The sequence below is a fragment of the Pseudomonas sp. ADAK18 genome (assembly GCF_012935695.1).
Classification (GTDB): domain Bacteria; phylum Pseudomonadota; class Gammaproteobacteria; order Pseudomonadales; family Pseudomonadaceae; genus Aquipseudomonas.
Map to the genome: position 1 here is coordinate 1169018 of NZ_CP052859.1, position 25649 is coordinate 1194666.

Here is a 25649-nt window from a genome sequence, read left to right on the forward strand (position 1 = left end):
AGCCTGACAGCACTGTGCCATCCCAGCGTATCGATCGACTGACCTGGGCGGAAGTTCGCCGTCTGGCCCTGCATCACAAGAAATCCCTGTGGATCGCCAATGGCGTCGCCGTGCTGGCGACCTTGTGCAGCGTGCCAATTCCCCTGTTGTTGCCGCTGCTGGTGGACGAAGTGCTACTGGGACATGGCGACGCGGCGCTGAAAGTGATGAACCATGCGCTGCCGTTGGGCTGGCAGAAAGCGGCTGGCTATATCGGCTTGATGTTGCTGGTGACCCTGGCCTTGCGCTGCGGTGCCTTGGTGTTCAACGTATTGCAGGCACGATTATTCGCGCGGCTGGCCAAAGACATCGTCTACCGCATCCGGGTGAGGTTGATCGAACGGCTCAAGCGGATTTCACTGAGTGAATACGAAAGCCTGGGCAGCGGCACCGTGACCACCCACTTGGTCACCGACCTGGATACCGTGGACAAGTTTGTCGGCGAGACCTTGAGTCGTTTCCTGGTGGCGATGCTGACCCTGGTGGGCACCTCCGCGATCTTGATGTGGATGCATTGGCAGTTGGCATTGTTGATCCTGCTGTTCAACCCGTTGGTGATCTATGCCACGGTGCAGTTGGGCAAGCGGGTCAAGCACCTGAAAAAGCTGGAAAACGACAGCACGTCGCGGTTTACCCAGGCCCTGACCGAAACCCTCGACGCGATCCAGGAAGTACGCGCGGGCAACCGTCAGGGGTTTTTCCTCGGGCGCCTGGGCCGGCGGGCCCAGGAAGTGCGGGATTTTGCAGTCAACTCTCAGTGGAAAAGCGATGCCTCCAGCCGCGCCAGTGGCTTGCTGTTCCAGTTCGGTATCGACATTTTCCGCGCGGCGGCGATGCTCACGGTGCTGTTTTCCGATCTGTCCATCGGCCAGATGCTCGCCGTGTTCAGCTACCTGTGGTTCATGATCGGCCCGGTGGAGCAACTGCTGAACCTGCAATATGCCTATTACGCGGCAGGCGGGGCGCTGACACGGATCAACGAGTTGTTGGCCCGTGCGGACGAGCCGCAATACGCGGGCGGCGCCGACCCTTTTGTTGATCGCGAGACGGTGGGGATCGAGGTGCGTGGCCTTGATTTCGGGTATGGCGAAGAGCTAGTACTCGACCAACTCAACCTGGTCATTGCGCCGGGTGAGAAGGTGGCGATTGTCGGCGCCAGCGGTGGCGGTAAAAGCACCCTGGTACAACTGTTGCTGGGGCTCTATACACCGCAGGCGGGCACAATCCGTTTTGGTGGCGCGACTCAGCAGGAGATTGGCCTTGCGACGATTCGCGAGAACGTTGCGGTGGTGCTGCAGCACCCGGCGTTATTCAACGATACCGTGCGCGCCAACCTGACCATGGGCCGTGAACGCAGCGATCAAGCCTGCTGGCAGGCACTGGAAATCGCCCAGCTGGATGCTACCGTCAAGGCTCTGCCTTTGGGGTTGGACAGTGTGGTAGGGCGCTCAGGGGTGCGTTTTTCCGGTGGGCAGCGTCAGCGTCTGGCCATCGCGCGGATGGTCCTGGCTGAGCCGAAAGTGGTCATACTCGATGAAGCCACCTCTGCCCTGGACGCGGCCACCGAGTACAACCTGCACCAGGCATTGGCGCGGTTTCTCAGTGGTCGTACTACACTGATCATTGCCCACCGGCTGTCGGCGGTAAAACAGGCTGACCGCGTACTGGTGTTCGATGGTGGACATATTGCCGAAGATGGCGACCATCAGCAGCTCATTGCCGACGGCGGGCTCTACGCCAAGCTGTACGGACATTTACAGCAGGTGCGCTGAGGTTGTTGAGTTTCAAACGAATTTCTGTGCTTAGTACGTGAGTTCCCCGTGGGGAAAGCGGCTTTCCTGCTTCGTTTCATGAAGTGGGCGCTAAATCGATCCGGGACATCCATGTGGATGGACCGCATTTAGCTTGGGCTGCGCTGTCAGGAGCGGTTATCCACTGGCCTGTGCTTGTGCAAGGGACCTCATGAAGCAAAAGCGGACTCTCGGAACACCTCGGTTGTTGGGCATTGTCTGGCCATTTATTGCCGTCGTGCTGTTTCAGGCATTGATGGGCGGCGTCAGTCTTTACGTGCTTTCAGCGGTGCGCGGCTATGTGGCCGGTGAGAGCCTCTGGTCCAAGGGCCAGAAGGATGCCATCTACTACCTTACGCTGTACGCGGATAGCCGCGATGAAGGCACTTATCTCAAATACCAGAATGCCATTGCCGTGCCTCAGGGCGGGCATGAACTGCGGGTGGCGCTGGACCGTCCTACGCCAGACCTGGAGGCAGCGCGCCTGGGCATTCTCAAGGGTGGCAACCATCGTGATGACGTCTCCAGTGTGATTTGGCTGTACCTCAACTTTCGCCATTTCAGTTACTTGGAAAAAGCCATCGAGTTGTGGACGGTGGGGGATGGCTACCTGGTGCAGTTGGATGACCTGGCGCAGAAGATGCACAGGGCGATTGTCAGTAATCAGGTGAACAGTGGCGACGTGAGCCGCTGGAAAGAGCGCATCTTTGCCATCAACGATGGCGTGACGCCGGCCGCCAAGGCGTTCAGTGATGCCTTGGGCGAAGGCTCACGCATGATTTTGCGGCTGCTGCTGGTGACCAACCTGGCCACGGCCTTGGGCTTGATCGCCCTGGCGTTGTTGCGTACCCACAAGTTGCTGGCCCAGCGGCATGCTTTTGCCGATGCCTTGCAGTTGGAGAAGGAGAGGGCGCAGATCACCCTTGAGTCCATTGGTGACGGGGTGATTACCACGGATGTCGACGGCGCCATTGCCTACATGAACCCGGCGGCCGAGGTCCTGACCCACTGGAAAGCTTCCCAGGCCCAGGGGTTGCCGCTGGCGGCCTTGTTCAATCTGCTGGATGAAAACGCCCAGTCTGATGGTTTTACCCTGATTGAGCACATCCTTGACGGCCAGCTCAGTGGTGGCAGTGAGCATTCAAAGTTGATCCAGCGAGTGGATGGCAGCACGGTTTCCGTGACCCTGGTGGGCGCGCCGATCCGCAGTGCAGGCAAGGTCAGCGGCGCGGTGTTGGTGCTGCACGACATGACCCAGGAGCGGCAGTACATCGCCAACCTATCCTGGCAGGCGACCCATGACGCCTTGACCGGCCTGGCCAACCGCCGTGAGTTTGAGTATCGCCTGGAACAAGTGCTGCACAACCTTGGGCGCCAGCAAACGGGGCGCCATGCGTTGATGTTCCTCGACCTGGATCAGTTCAAACTGGTCAATGACACCTGCGGTCATGCGGCAGGTGATGAGCTACTACGGCATATCTGCGCGTTGTTGCAGTCCGACCTGCGCGAAGGTGACACCCTGGCCCGCCTGGGCGGCGATGAATTCGGCATTCTGCTGGAGAATTGCCCGGCCCCGGTGGCGGAAAAAATCGCTGAAAGCCTGCGCCATACGGTACAAAGCCTGCATTTCGTGTGGAAGGGCCGGCCGTTTGTGACCACTGTCAGTATCGGTCTGGTGCACATCTCGCAAACCCCAACCACCCTTGAAACTTCGCTGCGGGCCGCCGACATGGCCTGCTACATGGCCAAGGAAAAGGGACGCAACCGGGTGCAGGTTTATCACGCGGATGACTCGGAATTGTCCCTGCGCTTTGGCGAAATGGCCTGGGTGCAGCGCCTGCACATGGCTCTGGAGGAGAACCGTTTCTGCCTGTACGCCCAGGAAATTGCGCCCCTGGGGCATACCGACCCTGACAATGGACACATCGAGATCCTGTTGCGCCTGCACGACGAGGCCGGTCGGATTATCTTGCCCGACAGTTTTATTCCGGCCGCAGAACGTTATGGCCTGATGACCTCTCTGGACCGCTGGGTGGTGGAGAATGTATTCAAGATCATTGCCCGGTGCATGCTTGAGCGCCCAGGCCGGCCCATGGCCATGTGTGCGATCAATCTGTCAGGTATTACTATTGGCGATGATGCTTTTCTCGGCTTTTTGCGTGAGAAGTTCAGTGCCTACAACATACCTGCGGAAATGATTTGTTTTGAAATTACTGAGACCAGTGCGATCTCGAATTTGGGCAGTGCAATTCGCTTTATCAATGAACTCAAAGAGTTAGGTTGCCATTTTTCCTTAGATGACTTCTGTGCCGGAATGTCCTCATTCGCATATCTTAAACATTTACCTGTAGACTTCCTGAAGATCGATGGAAGTTTCGTAAAGGATATGCTGGACGACCCGATTAACCGCGCTATGGTCGAAGTGATCAATCACATCGGTCATGTCATGGGTAAACGCACAATTGCCGAATTTGTCGAAACACCGCAGATCGAACAAGCCCTGCTTGAGATTGGTGTGGACTATGCTCAGGGATACCTGATTGAGCGCCCGCAGTTGTTTACCTTTGACAGTTTGCAGTGTCGACCTGTACGACCACAGCCCTTGTTATTCAAGGCGCCTGGCACGTTCCGCTGAAACATTTGCTGGTCTGTACAATCACACATCAAAAGGAGCCCGACAGTGATCGACACATTCAACAGAACCGGTCCGCTTATGGAAGCCTCAAGTTACCCCGCCTGGGCTCAGCAATTGATCCAGGACTGTAGCGAGAGCAAGCGCCGAGTTGTCGAACACGAACTGTACCAGCGCATGCGCGATAACAAGCTCAGTGCCAAGACTATGCGTCACTACCTGATTGGTGGTTGGCCGGTGGTGGAACAGTTTGCGTTGTACATGGCACAGAACCTCACCAAGACCAAGTTCGCCCGTCATCCTGGGGAAGATATGGCGCGGCGCTGGTTGATGCGCAATATTCGCGTGGAACTGAACCATGCCGATTATTGGGTGCACTGGGCTCGTGCCCACGGTGTCAGCCTGGAAGAGTTGCAGGCGCAGAACGTGCCGCCTGAGTTGCATGCCCTGAGTCATTGGTGCTGGCACACCAGTTCGGCCGATTCGCTGATTGTCGCTATCGCCGCCACCAACTACGCCATCGAGGGGGCTACTGGGGAGTGGTCTGCCGTGGTGTGTTCGACTGGCGTCTACGCGGCGGCCTTCCCTGAGGAAGATCGTAAGCGTGCGATGAAATGGCTGAAGATGCATGCCCAGTACGATGATGCCCACCCATGGGAAGCGCTGGAAATCATTTGCACGCTGGCCGGGATGAACCCGAGCAAGGCGCTGCAGGTCGAGTTGCGTCAAGCGGTGTGCAAGAGTTACGACTACATGTATCTGTTCCTGGAGCGTTGCATGCAGTTGGAGAAAGCGCCGGCAGTCCGTGAGCGTCCGACGCTGGTCGCCAGCGAGGCCTGATGCGAGGATGGCGGGGTGTGATTACCCCGCCATTGCCAAGCGATTGCGGCCTTCGCGCTTGGCCACATACAAGGCATTGTCCGCCCGGCGCAACACGCTCTCGGCGGACTCTCCAGCCAGCAACGTCGAGCAGCCCAGGCTCACCGTCAATTCGATACATATCCCATCTGCCCAATAATCCTGGGCCTGTGCTGCCTGGCGCAGGCGCTCTCCGACCATGGCTGCAGCGTCCCGTCCAGTGTTGGACAGCAGGATCAGAAACTCTTCCCCGCCAAACCTGAATACCATATCCACATTGCGCAGTTGGCTCTTGATCGAGGCGGCGACGGCCTTGAGCACCTTATCGCCAGCGGCGTGGCCGTGGCTGTCGTTGATGCGCTTGAAGTGATCAATATCCAGCATCAGCAATGACAGCGGATGTAGGTGCCGCCTGGCCATGTCGATTTCCCGTTGCAGGGTCTGGTCCATGGCGATGCGGTTACCGGTTTCGGTCAGTGGGTCACGCAGGGCGCTGCGGGTTGCGGCGCGGTACAGCAGGGCGTTGCGCATCGGGTAGAGCAGCGTTGCCAACAGTGACTCCAGCTTGCCCTGCTCATCGTCTAGGAAGCGCTGATTGCGCCGAAAGACCAACTCGCCCAAGTGTTCACCTTCGTGACTGAGGGTGTAGCTCACTGAGTGGTGGCCTCGCTGACCGTATTCCAGGCGCAAATCGCTGGTTTCGTGACGGTATTGCAGGGCGTCGAGGGGTACCAGACGTTGGATTTCCCGGAAAAACAAACCGAGGATGCGCTCAGGCTCCAGGCTGGTCTGCAATTGCAGGCTCAGTTGCTGGCGAAGTTGGGGGGCTGTGGCGGGGCGCCGCGCGAGAAGAGAAGGTTGACCAAAGCCCAGGCGTTGCAATTTTGCGCTATCGAAGTCAATTGCGTTGGTCTGGGTCGGTGTTTTCATAAACTGATAGGCCTCTAAGCACTTAATGCTGTCTTACAGGCTGGATGAGAGCGGCGAGTGCCAAGCGTCTTACTGTTCCTTCAGTTCCGTAGGACATAGGGATAGTCTAGACCGCTTTGCTGGGGGTTATAACCCCTGTTTCCGTGCCGCACGTCGTGTCTTTGTGCCACCTGTGTGTGAGAGATCTCAGCGAAATTCGTGCCATTTGCCTTCGCAGCGTGAAAGTGCTTTGAATTCAGTTGGTTGGGTTTTCGTTGGAAAATAGGGGTGGGGAGGGGGCGGCAATAAGTTGGCGTAGGCGCTGTCGAGTGTGAGATGGATCTTCAAGGGATCGCAGCTTCGCTTTACTCGACAGCACCTGTGAGCGCGCCTTATTGCGCGTCGAACGCCTGCCCGTTGATGCCAGTGCTGTCCGGCCCCATCAGGTACAGGTATACCGGCATGATTTCTTCAGGTGTCGGGTTATCGGCAGGATTTTCCCCCGGGTAGGCCTGGGCACGCATGCTGGTGCGGGTTCCGCCTGGGTTGATGCTGTTGGCGCGCACTGGAGCGACGGTCTCGAGTTCATCGGCCAGGGTCTGCATCAGGCCTTCGGTGGCAAACTTCGACACCCCGTAGGCGCCCCAATAGGCGCGGCCCTTGCGGCCTACGCTGCTGGAAGTGAACACCACCGAGGCGTCCTGGGACAGCTTGAGCAGTGGCAGTAGGGTGCTGGTAAGCATGAACATGGCGTTGACGTTGATATGCATCACCCGCATGAAGTTCTCGCCGGACAATTGTTCGATCGGTGTGCGTGGGCCGATGATCGAGGCGTTGTGCAGCAGGCCGTCGAGGTGGCCGAATTCCTGTTCAATCATTGCCGCCAGTTCGTCGTACTGGTGGGGCAGGGCGGTCTCCAGGTTGAATGGAATCACCACTGGTTGGGGATGGCCGGCTGCTTCGATCTCGTCATAGACCTTGGCCAGATTGGCTTCGGTCTTGCCCAGCAACAGCACGGTGGCGCCATGGGCGGCATAGGTTTTTGCCGCTGCCGCGCCAATCCCGCGACCAGCACCGGTCACCAGGATGACCCGGTCTTTAAGTAGCTCTGGGCGTGCAGAGTAATCAAACATAAACGACCTCAACAGAAATTCATTGTAGGAGCGAGCTTGCTCGCGAAAAATTTGAGTGCGCCGCGGGGAGTCAGGCTCCCCGCATTATCGTTGACGCCCTTCGTGAGCAAGCTCGCTCCTACAGTGGGAAGGTATTCAGCAACTGCACAGCGCGTTATCCAGCACCTGACGCAGCTCCAGCGGATGATTCACCACGACATCGGCACCCCAGTTACGCGGGTTGTCATCCGGGTGAATATAGCCGTAGGTGACGGCGGCGGTGCGAGTCCCGGCGTCGCGTCCCGATTCGATATCCCGTAGGTCATCGCCGACGAACAGCACGCTGGTCGGATCCAGGTCGAGCATCTTGCAGGCCAGGATCAGCGGTTCTGGATCCGGTTTGCTGTTTTTCACGTGGTCCGGGCAGATTAGCAGCGCCGAGCGCTTGGCCAGGCCCAGTTGCTCCATGATCGGTTCGGCGAAGCGCAGCGGCTTATTGGTGACCACGCCCCAGATCAGCTTGGATTTTTCGATGTCGGCCAGCAGCTCGGCCATCCCGTCGAACAACTTGCTGTGAATCGCGCAACCCCTGAGGTAGCGCTCCAGGAACTCCAGGCGCAACTCTTCAAAACCTGGAGATTCCGGGTCCATGGAGAAGGTCACGGCGACCATTGCCCGGGCGCCACCGGAAATTTCATCGCGGATGTGTTGGTCGTTCATCGGCGGCAGGCCACGGTCGGCGCGCATGGCCTGGCAGATGGCGATAAAGTCCGGCGCGGTGTCCAGCAGGGTACCGTCCATGTCGAAAAGAACCGCTCGCAACTTCACAGGCTTACTCCTCTCGCAGGGTCTGGATCATGTAGTTGACGTCAACGTCGCTGGCCAGTTTGTAATGCTTGGTCAGCGGGTTGTAGGTCAGGCCGATGATGTCTTTGACGGTCAGGCCGGCCTGGCGGCTCCAGGCACCCAGCTCGGAGGGGCGGATGAATTTCTTGAAGTCATGGGTGCCGCGAGGCAGCAGTTTCATGATGTATTCGGCGCCGATGATCGCGAACAGATAAGCCTTCGGATTGCGGTTGATGGTGGAGAAAAACACCTGGCCGCCCGGCTTGACCATGCGCAAGCACGCGCGGATCACCGACGAAGGGTCAGGCACGTGCTCCAGCATTTCCAGGCAGGTGACCACGTCGAATTGCTCGGGCATCTCTTCTGCCAGGTCTTCGGCGGTGATCTGCCGATATTCGACGCTGACGCCCGATTCCAGCTGGTGCAGTTGCGCCACGGCCAGTGGTGCTTCACCCATGTCGATGCCCATCACGGTTGCGCCGCGCTGGGCCATGGCTTCGCTGAGAATGCCGCCGCCGCAGCCTACATCAAGTACTTTCTTGCCAGCCAGATTGACCCGTTCGTCGATCCAGTTGACGCGCAGCGGGTTGATATCGTGCAGGGGCTTGAACTCGCTTTCGCGATCCCACCAGCGATGGGCCAGGGCTTCGAATTTGGCGATTTCAGCGTGGTCGACGTTGCTCATGGGTCATCCTCTAAATCTGATAAAACGGTTTGCGGGTCCCGAGAGGGGGCTCAGGCGCCGCGTTATTCGGTGTGTCCGCTGATGCGTTGGCCCCAGGCGATGGCCGTGGAGCACAACTGCTGCTCATCCAGACGGGTCAGTTGCCGGTCGTCGAGCAATTGCTTGCCGCCGACCCAAAGGTGTTTCACACAATCGCGTCCGGTGGCATATATAAGCTGCGAGACAGGATCGTAGATCGGTTGTTGCGCCAGGCCTGACAGGTCGAAAGCTACTATGTCTGCGGCCTTGCCGACTTCCAGTGAGCCGATTTCGCTTTCCAGGCCCATGGCCCGAGCACCATTGAGGGTGGCCATACGCAAGGCGCGATGGGCATCCAGCGCCGTGGCGGAACCGGCGACGGCCTTGGCCAGCAGCGCTGCGGTACGGGTTTCACCCAAAAGGTCGAGGTCATTGTTACTGGCGGCGCCGTCTGTGCCTACTGCCACATTGACGCCGGCTTGCCACAGGCGTTCCACCGGGCAGAAGCCGCTGGCCAGTTTCAGGTTCGATTCGGGGCAATGGATGACGCTGCTGTTACTTTCTACCAGTAAAGCCAGGTCGTCATCGCTGATTTGGGTCATATGAACAGCCTGGAAGCGCGGCCCGAGCAATCCCAGGCGCCCAAGGCGGGCCAGCGGTCGCTCGCCGTGCTGTTCCAGCGACTGCTGCACTTCGAAAGCAGTCTCGTGAACATGCATGTGGATGCCGGCGTCCAGTTCTTCGGCGATCACCCGGATTTTCTCCAGGTTCTCATCGCAGACGGTATACGGCGCATGCGGGCCGAAGGTGATTTTGATCCGAGGGTGATGCTTGAGGTCGCCAAACAGCTCGACACCTTGGCGAATGGCCTCGTCGGCAGTGCTGGCGCCGGGAATCGGGAAATCCAGGATCGGGATGGCGATCTGTGCACGAATGCCGCTGTTGTGCACCCGTTCGCTGGCAACTTTCGGAAAGAAGTACATGTCCGAAAAGCAGGTGATGCCCCCTTTGATTTGCTCGGCGATGGCCAGGTCGGTGCCATCTCGCACGAAGGCTTCATCGACCCACTTGGCTTCGGCGGGCCAGATGTGGTTTTCCAGCCAGGTCATCAGCGGCAGGTCGTCGGCGAGGCCGCGAAACAGGGTCATGGCCGCGTGCCCATGGGCGTTGATCAGCCCAGGGCTGAGCAGCGTGCCCGGCAATTCCCGGACTTCGCTGGCGGCCAGTTTCAGCGCTTGCGCACGAGGCCCGATGAAGGCAATCCGTCCGTCGCGAATGCCCAGGCCGTACTCCTTGAGGACCACGCCAGCAGGCTCGACCGGTACCAGCCAGGTTGGCAGGAGCAACAAGTCCAGCGGGGCGGCAGTTGGGGTCATCGCGAGCGTCGTCCAAGGCTGTTATTAAGAAGTGGCGAAGTATACCCGAGCGTCTTGGCTGGCGGATCGCTATAATCGGCGGCTTTTGTTCATGAGTGCGGGGTGAGGGATGCGCGACCGACTGTTGGCTGCGGAGAAGGTGAAGGCCATCGATTGGCGTGATGGCACTTTGTATCTGCTTGATCAGCGCAGGTTGCCATTCGAGCAAACCTGGGTCGCCTGCACCAGTGCGGCGGCCGTGGCCGAGGCCATTCGCTCGATGGTCGTGCGTGGTGCGCCGGCCATTGGTATCAGTGCTGCCTATGGTTTGGTGCTTGCCGCCCGTGAGCGAATCGCCGAAGGCGGTGACTGGCAGGCTGCGTGGGAAGAAGACTACGCGCTACTGGCCGATACCCGTCCGACCGCGTCGAACCTGTTCTGGGCCCTCAAGCGGATGCGCGACCGCCTGGACCGTGTGAAGAAACACGCTGATCCGCTGGTGGTGCTGGAAGCTGAGGCTGTTGCGATCCATGAAAGTGATCGGGAGGCCAATCTCACCATGGCCCAGCTCGGCGTCGAGTTGATCCGCAAGCACCAGGGCAATGCCCAGGCCATTCTGACCCATGGCAATGCTGGCGCGCTGGCCACTGGCGGGGTCGGCACGGCCCTCGGGGTGATTCGTGCGGCCTTCCTGGAGGGCATGGTCGAGCAGGTTTATGCCAATGAAACTCGCCCTTGGCTGCAAGGTTCGCGGCTGACGGCCTGGGAATTGGCGGGAGAGGGCATCCCGGTCACGGTGAATGCCGATTCGGCGGGCGCACATATCCTCAAGACCAAAGGCATAACCTGGGTGATCGTCGGCGCCGATTGCATTGCCGCCAATGGCGACGTGGCCAGCAAGATTGGCACCTATCAGTTGGCCGTGTGTGCCATGCATCATGGCGTGCGTTTCATGGTAGTGGCGCCGAGCTCCACCATCGACCTGATGCTGGCCAGTGGCGATGAAATCCCCCTTGAAGAACGTGACGAGCGAGAGTTGCTGGAGGTCGGTGACAGGCGACTTGCCGCCGATGTGGGCGCGTTTAGCCCCGTGTTTGATGTGACACCGGCGGACCTGATCGATGTCATCGTCACGGAAAAGGGCATCGTCGAGCGGCCGGACGCGGCGAAACTGGCGCAGTTGATGTGTCGTAAGCGGCTGCATTAAGGGTTTCTGCCCTCTAAATATGGCTTGGATCCAGCTCTAAGCCCCTCTCGTCCCCTTTAAGCCTGTCACCGGTCAACTAACTATGCTCCATGCGCATCAGGGGGATAGGTGCGTGGCGGCGATTGTGATAACATTCGGCGGTTTCCAGGGTCACCCCGAGGGGTGGCCTTTAATGCGCAGATCCGTGTCATAACTCGTTGATTTGTCGTAAGTCGTTGTCAGGCACCATGCCAGCAGCGACGAGCTTCGTTCGTCCCATATGGATGTGACGAGGTTTCACCCGAAAAAGGAATCAGGCTTCTCATGGGCGAACTGGCCAAAGAAATCCTCCCGGTCAATATCGAAGACGAGCTGAAACAGTCCTACCTCGACTACGCGATGAGCGTAATTGTCGGTCGGGCACTGCCTGATGCGCGCGATGGCTTGAAGCCCGTGCATCGGCGTGTGCTGTTCGCGATGAGCGAGCTGGGTAACGACTGGAACAAGCCGTACAAGAAATCTGCCCGTGTTGTCGGTGACGTGATCGGTAAGTATCACCCTCACGGCGACACTGCGGTGTACGACACCATCGTTCGGATGGCCCAGCCGTTTTCCCTGCGCTACCTGCTGGTAGACGGCCAGGGTAACTTCGGTTCGGTCGACGGCGATAACGCAGCAGCCATGCGATACACCGAAGTGCGCATGACCAAGCTGGCGCACGAGCTGCTGGCTGACCTGCACAAAGAAACCGTGGACTGGGTGCCGAACTACGACGGCACCGAAATGATCCCGGCGGTCATGCCGACCCGTATTCCCAACCTGCTGGTCAACGGCTCCAGCGGTATTGCCGTGGGCATGGCCACCAACATCCCGCCACACAACCTCGGTGAAGTCATCGACGGTTGCCTGGCCCTCATCGACAACCCAGAGTTGACCGTTGATGAGTTAATGCAATACATCCCCGGTCCGGACTTCCCGACCGCCGCGATCATCAACGGTCGCGCCGGTATCATCGAAGCCTACCGCACCGGTCGCGGCCGTATTTACATGCGTGCCCGCTCGATGATCGAAGACATCGACAAGGTCGGTGGTCGTCAGCAGATCGTCATCACCGAACTCCCTTACCAGTTGAACAAGGCGCGTCTGATCGAGAAGATCGCCGAGCTGGTTAAAGAGAAGAAGCTTGAAGGCATCACCGAACTGCGCGATGAGTCTGACAAGGACGGTATGCGCGTCGTGATCGAGCTGCGTCGTGGCGAAGTGCCTGAGGTGATCCTCAACAACCTCTACGCCCAGACCCAGTTGCAAAGCGTGTTTGGTATCAACGTCGTTGCTCTGATCGACGGCCGCCCACGGATCCTGAACCTCAAGGACCTGCTGGAAGCTTTCGTACGTCACCGCCGCGAAGTGGTTACCCGTCGTACTGTGTTCGAACTGCGCAAGGCCCGTGAACGCGGCCATATCCTGGAAGGCCAGGCGGTTGCGCTATCGAACATTGACCCGGTCATTGCTCTGATCAAGGCGTCTCCGACTCCGTCGGAAGCCAAGGAAGCACTGATCAAGATGCCGTGGGAATCCAGCGCCGTAGTGGCGATGGTTGAGCGCGCCGGTGCCGATTCGTGCCGTCCGGAGACCCTGGACCCGCAATACGGTTTGCGTGAAGGCAAGTACTTCCTGTCGCCAGAGCAGGCCCAGGCTATCCTGGAGCTGCGTCTGCACCGCCTGACGGGTCTGGAGCACGAGAAGCTGCTGGCCGAGTACCAGGAGATCCTCAATCAGATCGGCGAGCTGATCCGCATCCTCAACAGCGCTGTGCGCTTGATGGAAGTGATCCGCGAAGAGCTGGAAGTGATCCGCGCCGAATACGGCGACGTGCGTCGCACTGAAATTCTGGATGCCCGTCTCGACCTGACCCTGGGTGACATGATCCCGGAAGAAGAGCGCGTCGTGACCATCTCCCACGGTGGCTATGCCAAGACCCAGCCATTGGCTGCGTACCAGGCCCAGCGTCGTGGCGGTAAAGGTAAATCGGCTACCGGCGTCAAGGATGAGGACTACATCGCTCACCTGCTGGTTGCCAACAGTCACACCACGCTGCTGCTGTTCTCCAGCAAGGGCAAGGTGTACTGGCTGAAAACCTACGAAATCCCGGAAGCATCCCGTGCGGCCCGTGGTCGTCCGTTGGTCAACCTGCTGCCGCTGGGTGAGGGTGAGTACATCACCACCATGCTGCCGGTCGAGGAATACACCGAAGGTCACTACATCTTCATGGCCACCGCCAACGGCACCGTGAAGAAGACCCCGCTCGAGTCCTTCAGTCGTCAACGCAGCGTGGGCCTGATCGCCCTGGAGCTGGACGAAGGCGACGTACTGATTTCCGCTGCCATCACCGATGGCGAGCGTGAAGTCATGTTGTTCTCCGACGGCGGCAAGGTCACTCGCTTCAAGGAATCCGACGTTCGCGCCATGGGCCGTACTGCCCGCGGTGTGCGTGGCATGCGTCTGCCGGAAGGGCAGAAGCTGATTTCCATGCTGATCCCGGAAGAAGGCAGCCAGATCCTCACAGCTTCGGCCCGTGGCTACGGCAAGCGTACCGCCATCAGCGAGTTCCCTGAGTACAAACGTGGTGGTCAAGGTGTTATCGCCATGGTCAGCAACGATCGTAACGGCCGCCTGGTCGGTGCGGTCCAGGTGCTCGATGGCGAGGAAATCATGCTGATTTCCGACCAGGGCACCCTGGTGCGTACCCGTGTTGATGAAGTGTCGAGCCTGGGCCGTAACACCCAGGGCGTGACCTTGATCAAGCTGGCCAGCGACGAAACCCTGGTTGGCCTGGAGCGTGTCCAGGAGCCGTCGGAAGTCGAAGGCGAAGAGTTTGAAGGCGAGGAAGGGATTGAGCTCGAGGGCCAGGTGATCGGTGGTGCTGATGACGGCATCGACGAGCAACCACTCGACGCTGCCGCAGACGAAGAAGAGCCGCAGGAATAAGCGGACACACAGGGGGCGGATGAAGATTCGCCCCCTTGTTGTTTGTCCTTTGTGAAATACACGTCCTTTGTCTGGACGCGGTCCCTGTGGGAGCTGGCTTGCCTGCGATAGCAGCGCTGCGGTATCACTGAGCTACCGAGGCGTCTGTATCGCAGGCAAGCCAGCTCCCACACGGTCCCGCTCCGGAACAGGAACGTTGCCGAACATGATTGCAGACCCCACCAGATCAGAGCGAGATTGGATGTGAGCAAGAGAGCCTATAACTTCTGTGCCGGTCCCGCGGCGCTTCCTGAAGCAGTCCTGCAGCGCGCGCAGGATGAACTCCTCGACTGGCATGGAAAAGGCCTCTCCGTGATGGAAATGAGCCATCGCAGCGATGAGTTCGTGTCCATCGCCACCAAGGCCGAGCAGGATATGCGCGACTTGCTGGGCATTCCGTCCGACTACAAAGTGTTGTTCCTGCAGGGTGGTGCGAGCCAGCAGTTCGCCCAACTGCCGCTGAACCTGTTGCCGGAAGATGGCACTGCCGACTATATCGACACCGGTATCTGGTCGCAGAAGGCCATCGAAGAGGCGTCGCGCTACGGCAACGTCAACGTGGCGGGTACTGCCAAGCCATACGACTACTTCGCGATTCCCGGTCAGAACGAGTGGAAGCTGTCGAAGGATGCGGCCTACGTGCACTACGTGCAGAACGAGACCATTGGCGGCCTGGAATTTGACTGGGTTCCAGAGGTGGGTGATGTTCCTTTGGTGTGCGACATGTCTTCGGACATTCTCTCGCGCCCGATCGATGTGTCCCGCTACGGCATGATCTACGCCGGTGCCCAGAAGAACATCGGCCCGAGCGGCATCCTGGTCAATATCATCCGTGAAGACCTGCTGGGTCGTGCGCGTTCGCTGTGCCCGACCATGCTCAACTACAAGGTCGCGGCCGATAACGGCTCGATGTACAACACCCCGCCAGCCTTCGCCTGGTACCTGTCGGGCCTGGTGTTTGAATGGCTGAAAGAGCAGGGCGGTGTGGCCGCTATGGGCAAGCTTAACGAAGAGAAGAAACGTACCCTGTACGACTTCATCGACGCCAGCGGCCTTTACAGCAACCCGATCAACCTGACCGACCGCTCGTGGATGAACGTGCCGTTCCGTCTGGCTGACGATCGCCTGGACAAGCCGTTCCTGGCCGGCGCCGACGAGCGCGGCCTGCTGAACCTCAAGGGCCACCGTTCGGTAGGTGGCATGCGCGCCTCCATCTATAACGCTGTCGACCTCAACGCCGTAAAGGCGCTGGTGGCCTACATGGTAGAGTTCGAAAAGGAACACGGCTAATGTCTGAGCAAGAACTCAAGGCTCTGCGCGTACGCATTGATGCCCTGGACACCAAGGTCCTGGAGCTGATCAGTGAGCGTGCGCGGTGCGCCCAGGAAGTTGCGCGGGTGAAAATGGCCTCCCTGGCGGAAGGCGAAGTGCCGGTTTTCTACCGTCCGGAGCGTGAAGCCCAAGTGCTCAAGCGCGTGATGGAGCGTAACCAGGGGCCGTTGGGTAATGAAGAGATGGCGCGGTTGTTCCGTGAAATCATGTCTTCCTGCCTGGCCCTTGAGCAGCCATTGAAAGTGGCTTACCTCGGCCCTGAGGGCACCTTCACCCAGGCTGCGGCCATGAAGCACTTTGGCCATGCCGTGATCAGCAAGCCGATGGCGGCGATCGATGAAGTGTTCCGCGAAGTGGCGGCAGGTGCGGTGAACTTTGGCGTAGTGCCGGTGGAAAACTCCACCGAAGGCGCAGTCAACCACACCCTCGATAGCTTCCTTGAGCACGACATGGTGATCTGCGGCGAAGTCGAGCTGCGTATTCACCACCACCTGTTGGTGGGGGAAAATACCAAGACCGACAGCATCAGCCGCATCTACTCCCATGCCCAGTCCCTGGCTCAGTGCCGTAAATGGCTGGACGCCCATTACCCGAATGTCGAGCGCGTGGCGGTGTCCAGCAACGCCGAAGCGGCGAAGCGGGTCAAGGGGGAGTGGAACTCGGCAGCGATTGCCGGGGATATGGCGGCCGGTCTGTACGGGTTGACGCGCCTGGCCGAGAAAATCGAGGATCGCCCGGACAACTCCACGCGCTTCCTGATGATCGGTAGTCAGGAAGTGCCGCCTACCGGCGACGACAAGACCTCGATCATCGTCTCCATGAGCAACAAGCCCGGCGCGCTCCATGAGTTACTGGTGCCGTTCCATGACAACGGGATTGACCTGACGCGAATCGAGACTCGTCCTTCGCGCAGCGGTAAATGGACGTATGTGTTCTTTATCGACTTCGTCGGCCATCACCGCGACCCGCTGGTCAAGGGTGTGCTGGAGAAAATCAGTCAGGAAGCCGTGGCACTCAAGGTGCTGGGCTCTTACCCGAAAGCGGTTTTGTGAGGCTTTAACATGAGTGGCAACTTCCTCGCCCTGGCGCAGCCGGGCGTGCAACAACTGTCGCCTTACGTTCCGGGCAAGCCTGTGGACGAGCTGGCGCGTGAGTTGAATCTGGACCCGTCGAAGATCGTAAAACTGGCCAGCAACGAAAATCCGCTGGGTCCAAGCCCCAAGGTATTGGCGGCGATTCGCGATGCTCTGGTTGAGTTGACTCGTTATCCCGATGGTAATGGCTTTGCGCTCAAGTCGCTGTTGGCAGAAAACTGCCGCGTTGACCTGAACCAGGTGACCCTGGGTAATGGTTCCAACGACATCCTTGAGCTGGTCGGTCGTGCCTATCTGGCGCCGGGCCTGAATGCGGTGTTCAGTGAGCATGCGTTTGCGGTCTATCCGATCGTCACTCAGGCCGTTGGCGCTGAGGCGCGCGTGATTCCTGCGAAGGATTGGGGTCATGACCTGCCGGCCATGCTGGCGGCCATTGATGACCAGACCCGTGTCGTGTTTATCGCCAACCCGAACAACCCGACCGGCACCTGGTTCAGCGCCGAGGTGCTGGACAACTTCCTGCAAGACGTGCCGGAGCACGTGCTGGTGGTCCTGGACGAGGCTTATATTGAGTACGCCGAAGGCAGCGACCTGCCGGATGGCCTGGACTTCCTTGCGGCTTATCCGAACCTGCTGGTCTCGCGCACCTTCTCCAAGGCTTACGGCCTGGCGTCGCTGCGGGTCGGCTACGGCCTGTCCACCGCGGTGGTGGCCGATGTGCTGAACCGCGTTCGTCAGCCATTCAACGTCAACAGCCTCGCGCTGGCGGCGGCTTGTGCTGCGGTGCAGGACGCTGAATACCTGGAAGAGGGCCGTCGCCTAAACGAAAGCGGCATGCTGCAGTTGCAGGAAGGTTTCCGTGAGTTGGGCCTGGGCTGGATTCCGTCCAAGGGCAACTTCATCTGTGTCGACCTTGGCCAAGTGGCTGCTCCTGTGTTCCAGGGCCTGCTGCGTGAAGGCGTAATCGTGCGCCCGGTGGCCAACTACGGCATGCCGAACCACCTGCGTATCACCATTGGCTTGCCGGCAGAGAACAGTCGCTTCCTTGAGGCGCTGGCCAAGGTCCTGGATCGTGGTTGATGTCACTGCATTGCAACCTGCTGTGCCTATGATCGGTCGCTTGGTGGTGGTCGGTCTGGGATTGATCGGTGGTTCCTTCGCCAAGGGCTTGCGTGAAAGCGGTCTGTGCGGCGAGGTGGTTGGTGTGGACCTGGATCCGCAATCGCGCAAGCTGGCAGTTGAGCTGGGTGTGGTGGATCGCTGTGAGGCTGATCTGGCGGTTGCCTGTCAGGGCGCGGACGTCATTCAGTTGGCGGTGCCGATCCTGGCCATGGAGAAGCTGCTGGTGCTGTTGGCTGGCATGGACCTGGGGCAGGCAATCCTGACGGATGTCGGCAGTGCCAAGGGCAATGTGGTGCGAGCGGCGCGGCTGGCCTTTGGTGGTATGCCGGCGCGGTTTGTGCCGGGCCATCCGATCGCAGGCTCCGAGCAGAGTGGGGTAGAGGCGTCCAACGCGCAGCTGTTCCGTCGCCATAAGGTGATTCTGACGCCGTTGGATGAAACGGATTCAGCGGCCTTGGCGATGGTTGATCGGCTTTGGCGTGAGCTGGGGGCGGACGTCGAGCATATGCAGGTCGAGCGACACGATGAAGTGTTGGCTGCGACCAGTCATTTGCCGCATCTGCTGGCGTTTGGCCTGGTGGACTCCCTGGCCAAGCGCAACGAGAACCTCGATATTTTCCGCTATGCCGCCGGTGGCTTCCGCGATTTCACAAGGATCGCCGGCAGTGACCCCGTCATGTGGCATGACATCTTCCTCGCCAACCGCGAAGCAGTGTTGCGCACCCTGGATACCTTTCGTAGCGACCTTGACGCCTTGCGCGATGCGGTTGATGCGGGTGATGGTCATCAGTTGTTGGGCGTGTTCACTCGTGCTCGGGTGGCGCGGGAGCATTTCAGCAAGATTCTGGCGCGCCGGGCTTACATGGACACGGTCGTGAATGCCGATAACCTGGTTTTTCTCGCCAGCCCGGGTGGTCGTCTGAGTGGGCGGATTCGGGTGCCGGGGGATAAGTCGATCTCCCATCGATCGATCATGCTGGGGTCCCTGGCGAACGGTATCACCGAAGTCGAAGGCTTCCTTGAGGGCGAAGATGCCCTGGCAACGCTGCAGGCTTTCCGTGACATGGGCGTGGTGATTGAAGGCCCGCATCACGGGCGCGTCACCATTCATGGTGTTGGCTTGCATGGCTTGAAGCCAGCGCCTGGCCCGATCTATCTAGGCAACTCTGGCACTTCCATGCGGCTGTTGTCCGGTTTACTGGCGGCGCAGAGTTTCGACAGTGTCTTGACGGGGGATGCGTCGCTGTCTAAGCGCCCAATGAGTCGTGTGGCCAAGCCATTACGGGAAATGGGGGCGGTTATCGAGACGGGGCCGGAAGGGCGTCCGCCACTGACGATTCGTGGCGGTCAGACGCTTAAAGGCCTGACCTATACGCTGCCGATGGCCAGCGCCCAGGTGAAATCCTGCCTGCTGTTGGCTGGGCTGTATGCCGAGGGCAAAACGGCTATTACCGAGCCTGCACCTACCCGTGACCATACCGAGCGGATGCTGCGTGGTTTTGGTTATCCGGTGGAGGTGGCGGGTGCTACCGCTTCGGTTGAGCCTGGCCATGCGCTGACCGCGACGCATATCGAAGTGCCAGGAGATATTTCTTCCTCGGCGTTTTTCCTGGTAGCGGCCTCGATTGCCGAAGGCTCCGAGCTGTTCCTTGAGCATGTGGGTGTCAATCCGACCCGTACCGGTGTCATTGATATTCTGCGCTTGATGGGCGCCGATATTACGCTGGAGAATCCGCGGGTAGTGGGCGGCGAGCCTGTGGCCGACTTGCGTGTACGGGCGGCTGCGTTGAGCGGGATCGAGATTCCAGAGGCGTTGGTGCCACTGGCTATCGACGAATTCCCCGTGTTGTTCATTGCTGCGGCGTGCGCAGCAGGACGAACGGTGCTGCGCGGAGCCGGGGAGTTGCGGGTCAAGGAGTCTGACCGGATCCAGGTCATGGCCGATGGCCTCCTGGCGTTGGGTGTGAAGTGTGAACCGACTCCTGATGGGATTATCATTGATGGCGGCCTGATGGGCGGCGGCGAAGTCCATTCTCATGGCGATCATCGGATTGCCATGGCGTTCAGCGTGGCTTCCCTGCGTGCTGCTGCGCCGATTCGTATCCATGACTGTGCCAACGTGGCTACGTCTTTTCCGAATTTTCTTACACTGTGTGCCCAAGTCGGCATTCGTGTTGCCCAAGAGGCTCAATTGTGAATATCAAAGCACCGGTGATTACCATCGACGGGCCAAGCGGCTCGGGCAAAGGCACGATCGCCGGCATCCTGGCCAAGCGCCTGGGCTGGTGCCTGCTGGATTCCGGGGCGTTGTACCGCCTGCTGGCGTTCGCGGCGCGTAACCATGGTGTCGATCTGACCAACGAAGAATCTCTCAAGCTGCTGGCGGCGCACCTCGATGTGCAGTTTCTCGGGGCGACGGAAGGTCACCCGCAACGCATCATCCTAGAAGGGGACGATGTTACCGACGACTTGCGTAATGAGCAGGTGGGTGCCTGGGCTTCCCAGGTGGCGGCATTGCCGGCGGTACGTGATGCCTTGCTGCAGCGCCAACGGGCGTTTCAGGAGCCGCCGGGTCTTGTAGCGGATGGTCGCGACATGGGCACGGTAGTGTTTCCCGAGGCTCCGTTGAAGATTTTCCTGACCGCCAGCGCCGAGGAACGAGCCCGTCGCCGATACTTGCAGTTGAAGGGCAAAGTCGATGGTGTTAGTCTGTCGAGTCTGCTAGATGAGATCCGTGCACGCGATGAGCGTGACACCCAGCGTGCGGTAGCCCCGCTAAAGCCGGCGGCTGACGCCATACAGCTGGATTCCACGGAGTTGTCCATTGAGCAGGTGCTGGAACGCATCTTGAGTGAAATCGCCATTCGCGATATCACCGGGTGACTCAGAAGGAGCGCAGGGGACCAGTCTTAGTCCTGCATTCCTTCTTTTATATGAACGTAACCCACACCGTCTGGGGTGTGGCAGATGGGCGTATTCTTCGCCCTTATCAACAGGAATTAAAATGAGCGAAAGCTTTGCGGAACTCTTTGAAGAAAGCCTAAAAACCCTGAACCTTCAGGCTGGCTCCATCATCACCGGTGTTATCGTTGATATCGATTACCAAGCTCGCTGGGTAACCGTTCACGCTGGTCTGAAGTCTGAAGCACTCATCCCGCTTGAGCAGTTCTACAACGACGCTGGCGACCTGACTATCAATGTCGGTGACGAAGTTCACGTTGCGCTGGACTCGGTTGAAGACGGCTTCGGTGAAACCAAGCTCTCCCGTGAAAAAGCCAAGCGCGCTGAATGCTGGATTGTTCTGGAAGCAGCCTTCGCAGCTGAAGAAGTGGTCAAGGGCGTTATCAACGGTAAGGTTAAAGGCGGCTTCACTGTCGACGTTAACGGCATCCGTGCGTTCCTGCCAGGTTCTTTGGTCGACGTTCGTCCAGTGCGCGACACCACGCACCTGGAAGGCAAAGAGCTCGAATTCAAGGTCATCAAGCTCGACCAGAAGCGCAACAACGTTGTCGTTTCCCGTCGCAGCGTCCTGGAAGCAGAGAACTCCGCCGAGCGTGAAGCTCTGCTGGAATCCCTGCAGGAAGGCCAACAAGTCAAAGGTATCGTCAAAAACCTCACCGATTACGGCGCATTCGTCGATCTGGGTGGCGTCGATGGCCTGCTGCACATTACCGACATGGCTTGGAAGCGTATCAAGCATCCATCGGAAATCGTCAATGTTGGCGACGAGATCGATGTCAAGGTTCTGAAGTACGATCGTGAGCGCAACCGTGTCTCCCTGGGCTTGAAGCAGCTGGGCGAAGATCCATGGGTCGCTATCAAAGCTCGTTACCCAGAAAGCACTCGCGTAACCGCGCGCGTTACCAACCTGACCGACTACGGCTGCTTTGCTGAGCTGGAAGAAGGCGTGGAAGGCCTGGTACACGTTTCCGAAATGGACTGGACCAACAAGAACATCCACCCTTCGAAAGTCGTACAAGTCGGCGACGAAGTGGAAGTTATGGTTCTGGACATCGATGAAGAGCGTCGTCGTATCTCCTTGGGCATCAAGCAGTGCAAATCTAACCCATGGGAAGATTTCTCTGGCCAGTTCAACAAGGGCGATAAAATCTCCGGCACCATCAAGTCGATCACCGATTTCGGTATCTTCATTGGTCTGGACGGCGGCATCGACGGCCTGGTTCACCTGTCCGACATCTCCTGGAACGAAGTGGGCGAAGAAGCTGTTCGTCGTTTCAAGAAGGGCGACGAGCTGGACACCGTTATCCTGTCGGTTGACCCAGAGCGCGAGCGCATCTCCCTGGGTATCAAGCAACTGGAAAGCGATCCGTTCTCCGAGTACGTTCAAGAGAACGATAAAGGCGCCATCGTTAAAGGCATCGTGAAGGAAGTTGACGCTAAAGGCGCCATCATCACTCTGGCCGACGATATCGAAGCGACTCTGAAAGCCTCCGAAATCAGCCGTGACCGCGTTGAAGACGCGCGTAACGTTCTGAAAGTTGGCGAAGAAGTAGAAGCCAAGATCATCAGCGTTGACCGCAAGAGCCGCTTGATCTCCCTCTCCATCAAGTCGAAAGACGATGCTGAAGAGAAAGAAGCAATCCAGAGCCTGAAAACGGCCCCGGAAGCTGCTGCACCTGGTGAAACCACCATGGCTGCACTGCTGCGCGAAGCAATGGCTAAGCAGAACTAAGTTCTGTAAGGCAGTAAAAAGGGCGACTTCGGTCGCCCTTTTTTGTGTCTCGAATTCCGTTCCTGCGGGCTGATCGTTGGGGTCGTGTCTTCTGCGGTCTTGTGGCTGCGTTAGTTGATGATTGGTTGTAACAGGCTCTATCTGATGATGCTGGCCGTTGGGTGTCTCCTGTGGCTTCTGAGGAAGTGGGGCGCCAAGCCTCGGACTTACGCTTAAAGCTCTAACTTCTGAAAGATAAGTCAATACTCGGGCTGTTCAAACTGCTCTGGTCATGCTAAAACCTTCGAAGCGCTTTTCCTAGCTGCTTGAAAAAGAAGGGAAAAATATGACGAAGTCGGAGTTGATCGAACGAATTGTCACCCATCAAGGGCTGCTCTCATCCAAGGATGTGGAGTTGGCCATCAAGACTATGCTTGAACAAATGTCCCAATGCCTCGCTACCGGCGATCGCATCGAAATTCGCGGGTTTGGCAGCTTCTCACTGCACTATCGTGCGCCCCGGGTCGGCCGTAACCCGAAGACCGGGCAGTCCGTCAGTCTTGACGGCAAATTCGTGCCCCACTTTAAGCCGGGTAAGGAATTGCGGGATCGGGTGAACGAAGACGAAGAAGGCGTCGTCTGAGTGTTTTTGGGATTAGGAGAAAATTATGCGCGGTGCTAAGCGCGTTGCCTTGGTGCTTATTGTGCTGGTCGTCGTCCTGGCGATCCTGGCGTTCATATTGGAAAATCAGCAGGGCGTTGCCCTGTCGTTTTTTGGGTGGGCTACTGCACAGATGCCCGTATCGGTATTTATTACATTTTCTCTGATTCTTGGAATGGTCATTGGTCCGGTGCTAGGTGTGCTGTTCAGGCGTAAAGGTGTTCGGTGATTTAAGGTGGTCAGCGTAACTAGGTAGGCTGCCTGTCTGATCATAAGGGCAGAAAAATCTCTTGGCGACTTCAGAGTTGTCTTACAGACATGTCAAGTCTTGTAATGTTACCAGTAGATGGCAAAATGCTCGCTGTTCTCGAAAACAGTCATTTTGCGAGCCTCAAGCCTAGCAGCGACGCCGGGTATTGCTGGCCGAATACTATAAGTACAAAAAAACGCAAATAGTCTGCATAACGAGCCCGCAGTTTCTCTTTGAAGGCAGGTTTTTGTTGTGAGTAGTAGCTTCCGCGCTCCGCCGGTCCATTCTTCCGAACAGATTGATCTCATTACGCTTTTTCAGGCTGTCTGGAAGCAAAAAAAGTTGGTTATGGCTGCTACTACAGGCGCCGGGCTGATTGCTGTGATTTATGCGCTCCTCACGCCTCCTCAGTACGAAGTCAGTAGTGTGTTGCGCCCGGCAGCAATCAACGAACTGGATGCGTTGAATCGTTCCGAAATTTATACACTTCCTCCCGGTGATGCACTTGTCAGGGTGGGGGCATCGTTAGAATCTTACGATACTCGTTTGGGTTTTTTTCGTTCAAACCAGAAACTGTTCAAAGCGTTTGAGCAGCCTGGCAGGACCTTGGAGCAGAGCTTCGAAGAGTTCAACCGAAACTCTATTGAGCTCATTCTGCCCGACCCCAAGAAGGCCAACTCCCTCAGTGCCTACATCAAGATTGAGATGAGTTATCCGAAAGGTGTTGATGGCGTCACCATTCTCAACGGTTTCATTGACTATGCGATAGCCACTGAGCGTGAGCAGATTGCGGCGGATCTGGATGTTATCGTAAAAAATAGGATGAACGAACTCAAAGGCAAGATCGATGCTGCCCGTTCCAGCTATGAAGTTGATAAAGAGGCAAGGATCGCGGCTCTTCGGGAAGCGGATAGCTTGCGACGGGCTCAATTGCAGGATGAGCTCAAGGCGCTACGAGCACAACTGAAAACTGGGCGCACTGACCGAGTGGCGCAGTTGAACGAAGCCATTGGTATTGCCATGTCTCTAGGCATCAGAAAGCCCAGTACACCTTCCTCGCTGGGTGAGTCGGACCGTAACGGTTCAACAAGTGTGATGCGCACCGAAATAAACAATCAGCAAATCCCTCTGTATTTCATGGGGGTCGAGGCGCTTGAGGCCGAGCGCACTGCGTTGTTGCAGCGTAAATCGGATGATTTTGCAGAGGGTCGTATCGCGCAGATTGCCAAAGAGCTGCAATTGCTCCAAGCCAATCGTGAAATTGAAGTGCTTAATCGTCGTGAAAACGAAGATCTGTTCCTGGCAGGTGTTCAGCCGGTGCGTGCTGAAGTGGCCCGGTTACGTAACCTGAGCATTGATATGAGCCGACTGAAGTTGGTGACTATCGATAAGCAGGCACTGGAGCCTTTGCGTCCGGTCAAGCCTCAGAAGGCGTTGATTATTCTGCTTGGGCTGATTTTGGGCGGTTTCGTCGGGGCCTTTATTGCCGTGATACGTCATCTTGTCGCAACGCGTCAACCTCGACAGAAACCGGTGGTGCTATCCGTACAGCCTGGCTCACCGACGATGGTGGGTAGCGATGCAGGATTGAGCAAGGCGCAGTAGAGAGTCGTACGGTCGGTGTTTTACTTTCCAGGCAACGTGGGATTTTATTCCGTGAGGAAACTAGCCCGCAACTTGCTGTCTAAACGCACCAGGATCAAAGGTTACAGGCTCCAGGGCTCAATTGGCTCCTAGAGTCGCCGGAGTGACTGGTGTTCGTTGAGCGGGCGACCCTCCTCAGCGGGTTAATCATGTAAAAAGCGGCAGCTCCCGGCCCAGATGGATCATAATCACGCGAGTCGATCAGCTTGGGAGCGATTGTTTTCCTGCACCGAGTATTTTCTGTGTTGTGCAGGAGGTGGCTGCAGGTGCAGGCTCTGCTTTGAAAAATTTACGATTTTACATTGGCAATTTCGGGTTACCGGCCGCTGGCATTGAAATTGCCGCGCAATACCGAGAATCTACGCGCTATTTTTCGCCCGCCTACCTGTGTGTTGGCTTGGTGTAATGCAGGTATTT

The 25649-nt window shown here is 58.1% G+C and carries 19 protein-coding genes and 1 pseudogene; 14 read left to right on the forward strand and 6 right to left on the reverse strand.

Translation table 11 applies throughout. From position 1 onward, the window contains the following. Nucleotides 1–14 precede the first annotated feature (14 nt). The 3 genes from HKK55_RS05430 (at nucleotide 15) to HKK55_RS05440 (ending at nucleotide 5301) form a co-directional block, all read left to right on the forward strand. Nucleotides 15–1811, forward strand: coding sequence for an ABC transporter ATP-binding protein (locus tag HKK55_RS05430; protein ID WP_169357788.1), 1797 nt, complete (start codon nucleotides 15–17; stop codon nucleotides 1809–1811). 190 nt (nucleotides 1812–2001) lie between these two features. Next, a complete protein-coding gene (locus HKK55_RS05435; protein WP_169353693.1) occupies nucleotides 2002–4464 on the forward strand; it encodes an EAL domain-containing protein in 2463 nt (820 codons plus the stop codon). Between the two features lie 45 nt (nucleotides 4465–4509). After that, a complete protein-coding gene (locus tag HKK55_RS05440; RefSeq protein WP_169353694.1) occupies nucleotides 4510–5301 on the forward strand; it encodes a TenA family transcriptional regulator in 792 nt (263 codons plus the stop codon). A gap of 21 nt (nucleotides 5302–5322) precedes the next feature. On the opposite strand, the gene HKK55_RS05445 is transcribed toward HKK55_RS05440, so the two are convergent. The 6 genes and pseudogenes from HKK55_RS05445 to HKK55_RS05465 all read right to left on the reverse strand — a co-directional run bounded on the left by HKK55_RS05445 (nucleotide 5323) and on the right by HKK55_RS05465 (nucleotide 10265). Then, on the reverse strand, nucleotides 5323–6249 hold the full coding sequence (locus HKK55_RS05445) for a GGDEF domain-containing protein (RefSeq protein ID WP_169353695.1): 927 nt from the start codon (nucleotides 6247–6249) through the stop codon (nucleotides 5323–5325). A 371-nt stretch (nucleotides 6250–6620) separates the two neighbouring features. After that, complete coding sequence (locus tag HKK55_RS05450; RefSeq protein WP_169353696.1) at nucleotides 6621–7361, reverse strand: YciK family oxidoreductase; 741 nt, start codon at nucleotides 7359–7361, stop codon at nucleotides 6621–6623. Nucleotides 7362–7372: 11 nt separating this feature from the next. Further along, nucleotides 7373–7471: pseudogene (locus HKK55_RS29220) on the reverse strand (outer membrane lipoprotein carrier protein LolA); the annotation flags it as partial. Between the two features lie 25 nt (nucleotides 7472–7496). Beyond that, a complete protein-coding gene (gene mupP, locus HKK55_RS05455; RefSeq protein WP_169353697.1) occupies nucleotides 7497–8168 on the reverse strand; it encodes an N-acetylmuramic acid 6-phosphate phosphatase MupP in 672 nt (223 codons plus the stop codon). Nucleotides 8169–8172: 4 nt separating this feature from the next. After that, nucleotides 8173–8871, reverse strand: coding sequence for a bifunctional 2-polyprenyl-6-hydroxyphenol methylase/3-demethylubiquinol 3-O-methyltransferase UbiG (gene ubiG / locus HKK55_RS05460; protein ID WP_169353698.1), 699 nt, complete (start codon nucleotides 8869–8871; stop codon nucleotides 8173–8175). Nucleotides 8872–8933: 62 nt separating this feature from the next. Continuing rightward, on the reverse strand, nucleotides 8934–10265 hold the full coding sequence (locus HKK55_RS05465; RefSeq protein ID WP_169353699.1) for a TRZ/ATZ family hydrolase: 1332 nt from the start codon (nucleotides 10263–10265) through the stop codon (nucleotides 8934–8936). A 109-nt stretch (nucleotides 10266–10374) separates the two neighbouring features. Between HKK55_RS05465 and mtnA the strand changes: the two genes are divergently transcribed. From mtnA to HKK55_RS05520, 11 genes are all read left to right on the forward strand, one after another. Next, nucleotides 10375–11451 (forward strand): S-methyl-5-thioribose-1-phosphate isomerase, encoded by a 1077-nt coding sequence (gene mtnA, locus HKK55_RS05470; RefSeq protein WP_169353700.1) that lies wholly within the window; start codon nucleotides 10375–10377, stop codon nucleotides 11449–11451. Nucleotides 11452–11754: 303 nt separating this feature from the next. Further along, complete coding sequence (gene gyrA / locus HKK55_RS05475) at nucleotides 11755–14418, forward strand: DNA gyrase subunit A (RefSeq protein WP_169353701.1); 2664 nt, start codon at nucleotides 11755–11757, stop codon at nucleotides 14416–14418. A 243-nt stretch (nucleotides 14419–14661) separates the two neighbouring features. Then, nucleotides 14662–15747 (forward strand): 3-phosphoserine/phosphohydroxythreonine transaminase, encoded by a 1086-nt coding sequence (serC, locus tag HKK55_RS05480; RefSeq protein ID WP_169353702.1) that lies wholly within the window; start codon nucleotides 14662–14664, stop codon nucleotides 15745–15747. Beyond that, complete coding sequence (pheA, locus tag HKK55_RS05485; RefSeq protein ID WP_029298704.1) at nucleotides 15747–16841, forward strand: prephenate dehydratase; 1095 nt, start codon at nucleotides 15747–15749, stop codon at nucleotides 16839–16841. Before serC ends, pheA begins: the two co-directional genes overlap by 1 nt. A gap of 9 nt (nucleotides 16842–16850) precedes the next feature. After that, on the forward strand, nucleotides 16851–17963 hold the full coding sequence (gene hisC / locus HKK55_RS05490; RefSeq protein ID WP_169353703.1) for a histidinol-phosphate transaminase: 1113 nt from the start codon (nucleotides 16851–16853) through the stop codon (nucleotides 17961–17963). 28 nt (nucleotides 17964–17991) lie between these two features. Then, on the forward strand, nucleotides 17992–20202 hold the full coding sequence (locus tag HKK55_RS05495) for a bifunctional prephenate dehydrogenase/3-phosphoshikimate 1-carboxyvinyltransferase (protein WP_237151357.1): 2211 nt from the start codon (nucleotides 17992–17994) through the stop codon (nucleotides 20200–20202). Beyond that, entirely contained in the window at nucleotides 20199–20888 is a 690-nt protein-coding gene (gene cmk / locus HKK55_RS05500; RefSeq protein WP_169353705.1) for a (d)CMP kinase, read from the forward strand. The genes HKK55_RS05495 and cmk overlap by 4 nt, the downstream gene beginning before the upstream one ends. Before the next feature lie 121 nt (nucleotides 20889–21009). Continuing rightward, nucleotides 21010–22698 carry a 30S ribosomal protein S1 gene (rpsA, locus tag HKK55_RS05505; RefSeq protein ID WP_169353706.1) on the forward strand — a complete coding sequence of 563 codons (1689 nt, stop codon included), beginning with the start codon at nucleotides 21010–21012 and terminating at the stop codon, nucleotides 22696–22698. Nucleotides 22699–23023: 325 nt separating this feature from the next. Continuing rightward, nucleotides 23024–23320, forward strand: a complete 297-nt coding sequence (gene ihfB / locus HKK55_RS05510; RefSeq protein ID WP_122427614.1) for an integration host factor subunit beta — start codon at nucleotides 23024–23026, stop codon at nucleotides 23318–23320. 25 nt (nucleotides 23321–23345) lie between these two features. Continuing rightward, nucleotides 23346–23567, forward strand: coding sequence for a lipopolysaccharide assembly protein LapA domain-containing protein (locus HKK55_RS05515; protein ID WP_169353707.1), 222 nt, complete (start codon nucleotides 23346–23348; stop codon nucleotides 23565–23567). A gap of 273 nt (nucleotides 23568–23840) precedes the next feature. After that, the gene (locus tag HKK55_RS05520; RefSeq protein WP_178128829.1) at nucleotides 23841–25193 is read left to right on the forward strand and encodes a Wzz/FepE/Etk N-terminal domain-containing protein; all 1353 of its coding nucleotides are present in this window, start codon (nucleotides 23841–23843) and stop codon (nucleotides 25191–25193) included. Nucleotides 25194–25649 lie beyond the last annotated feature (456 nt).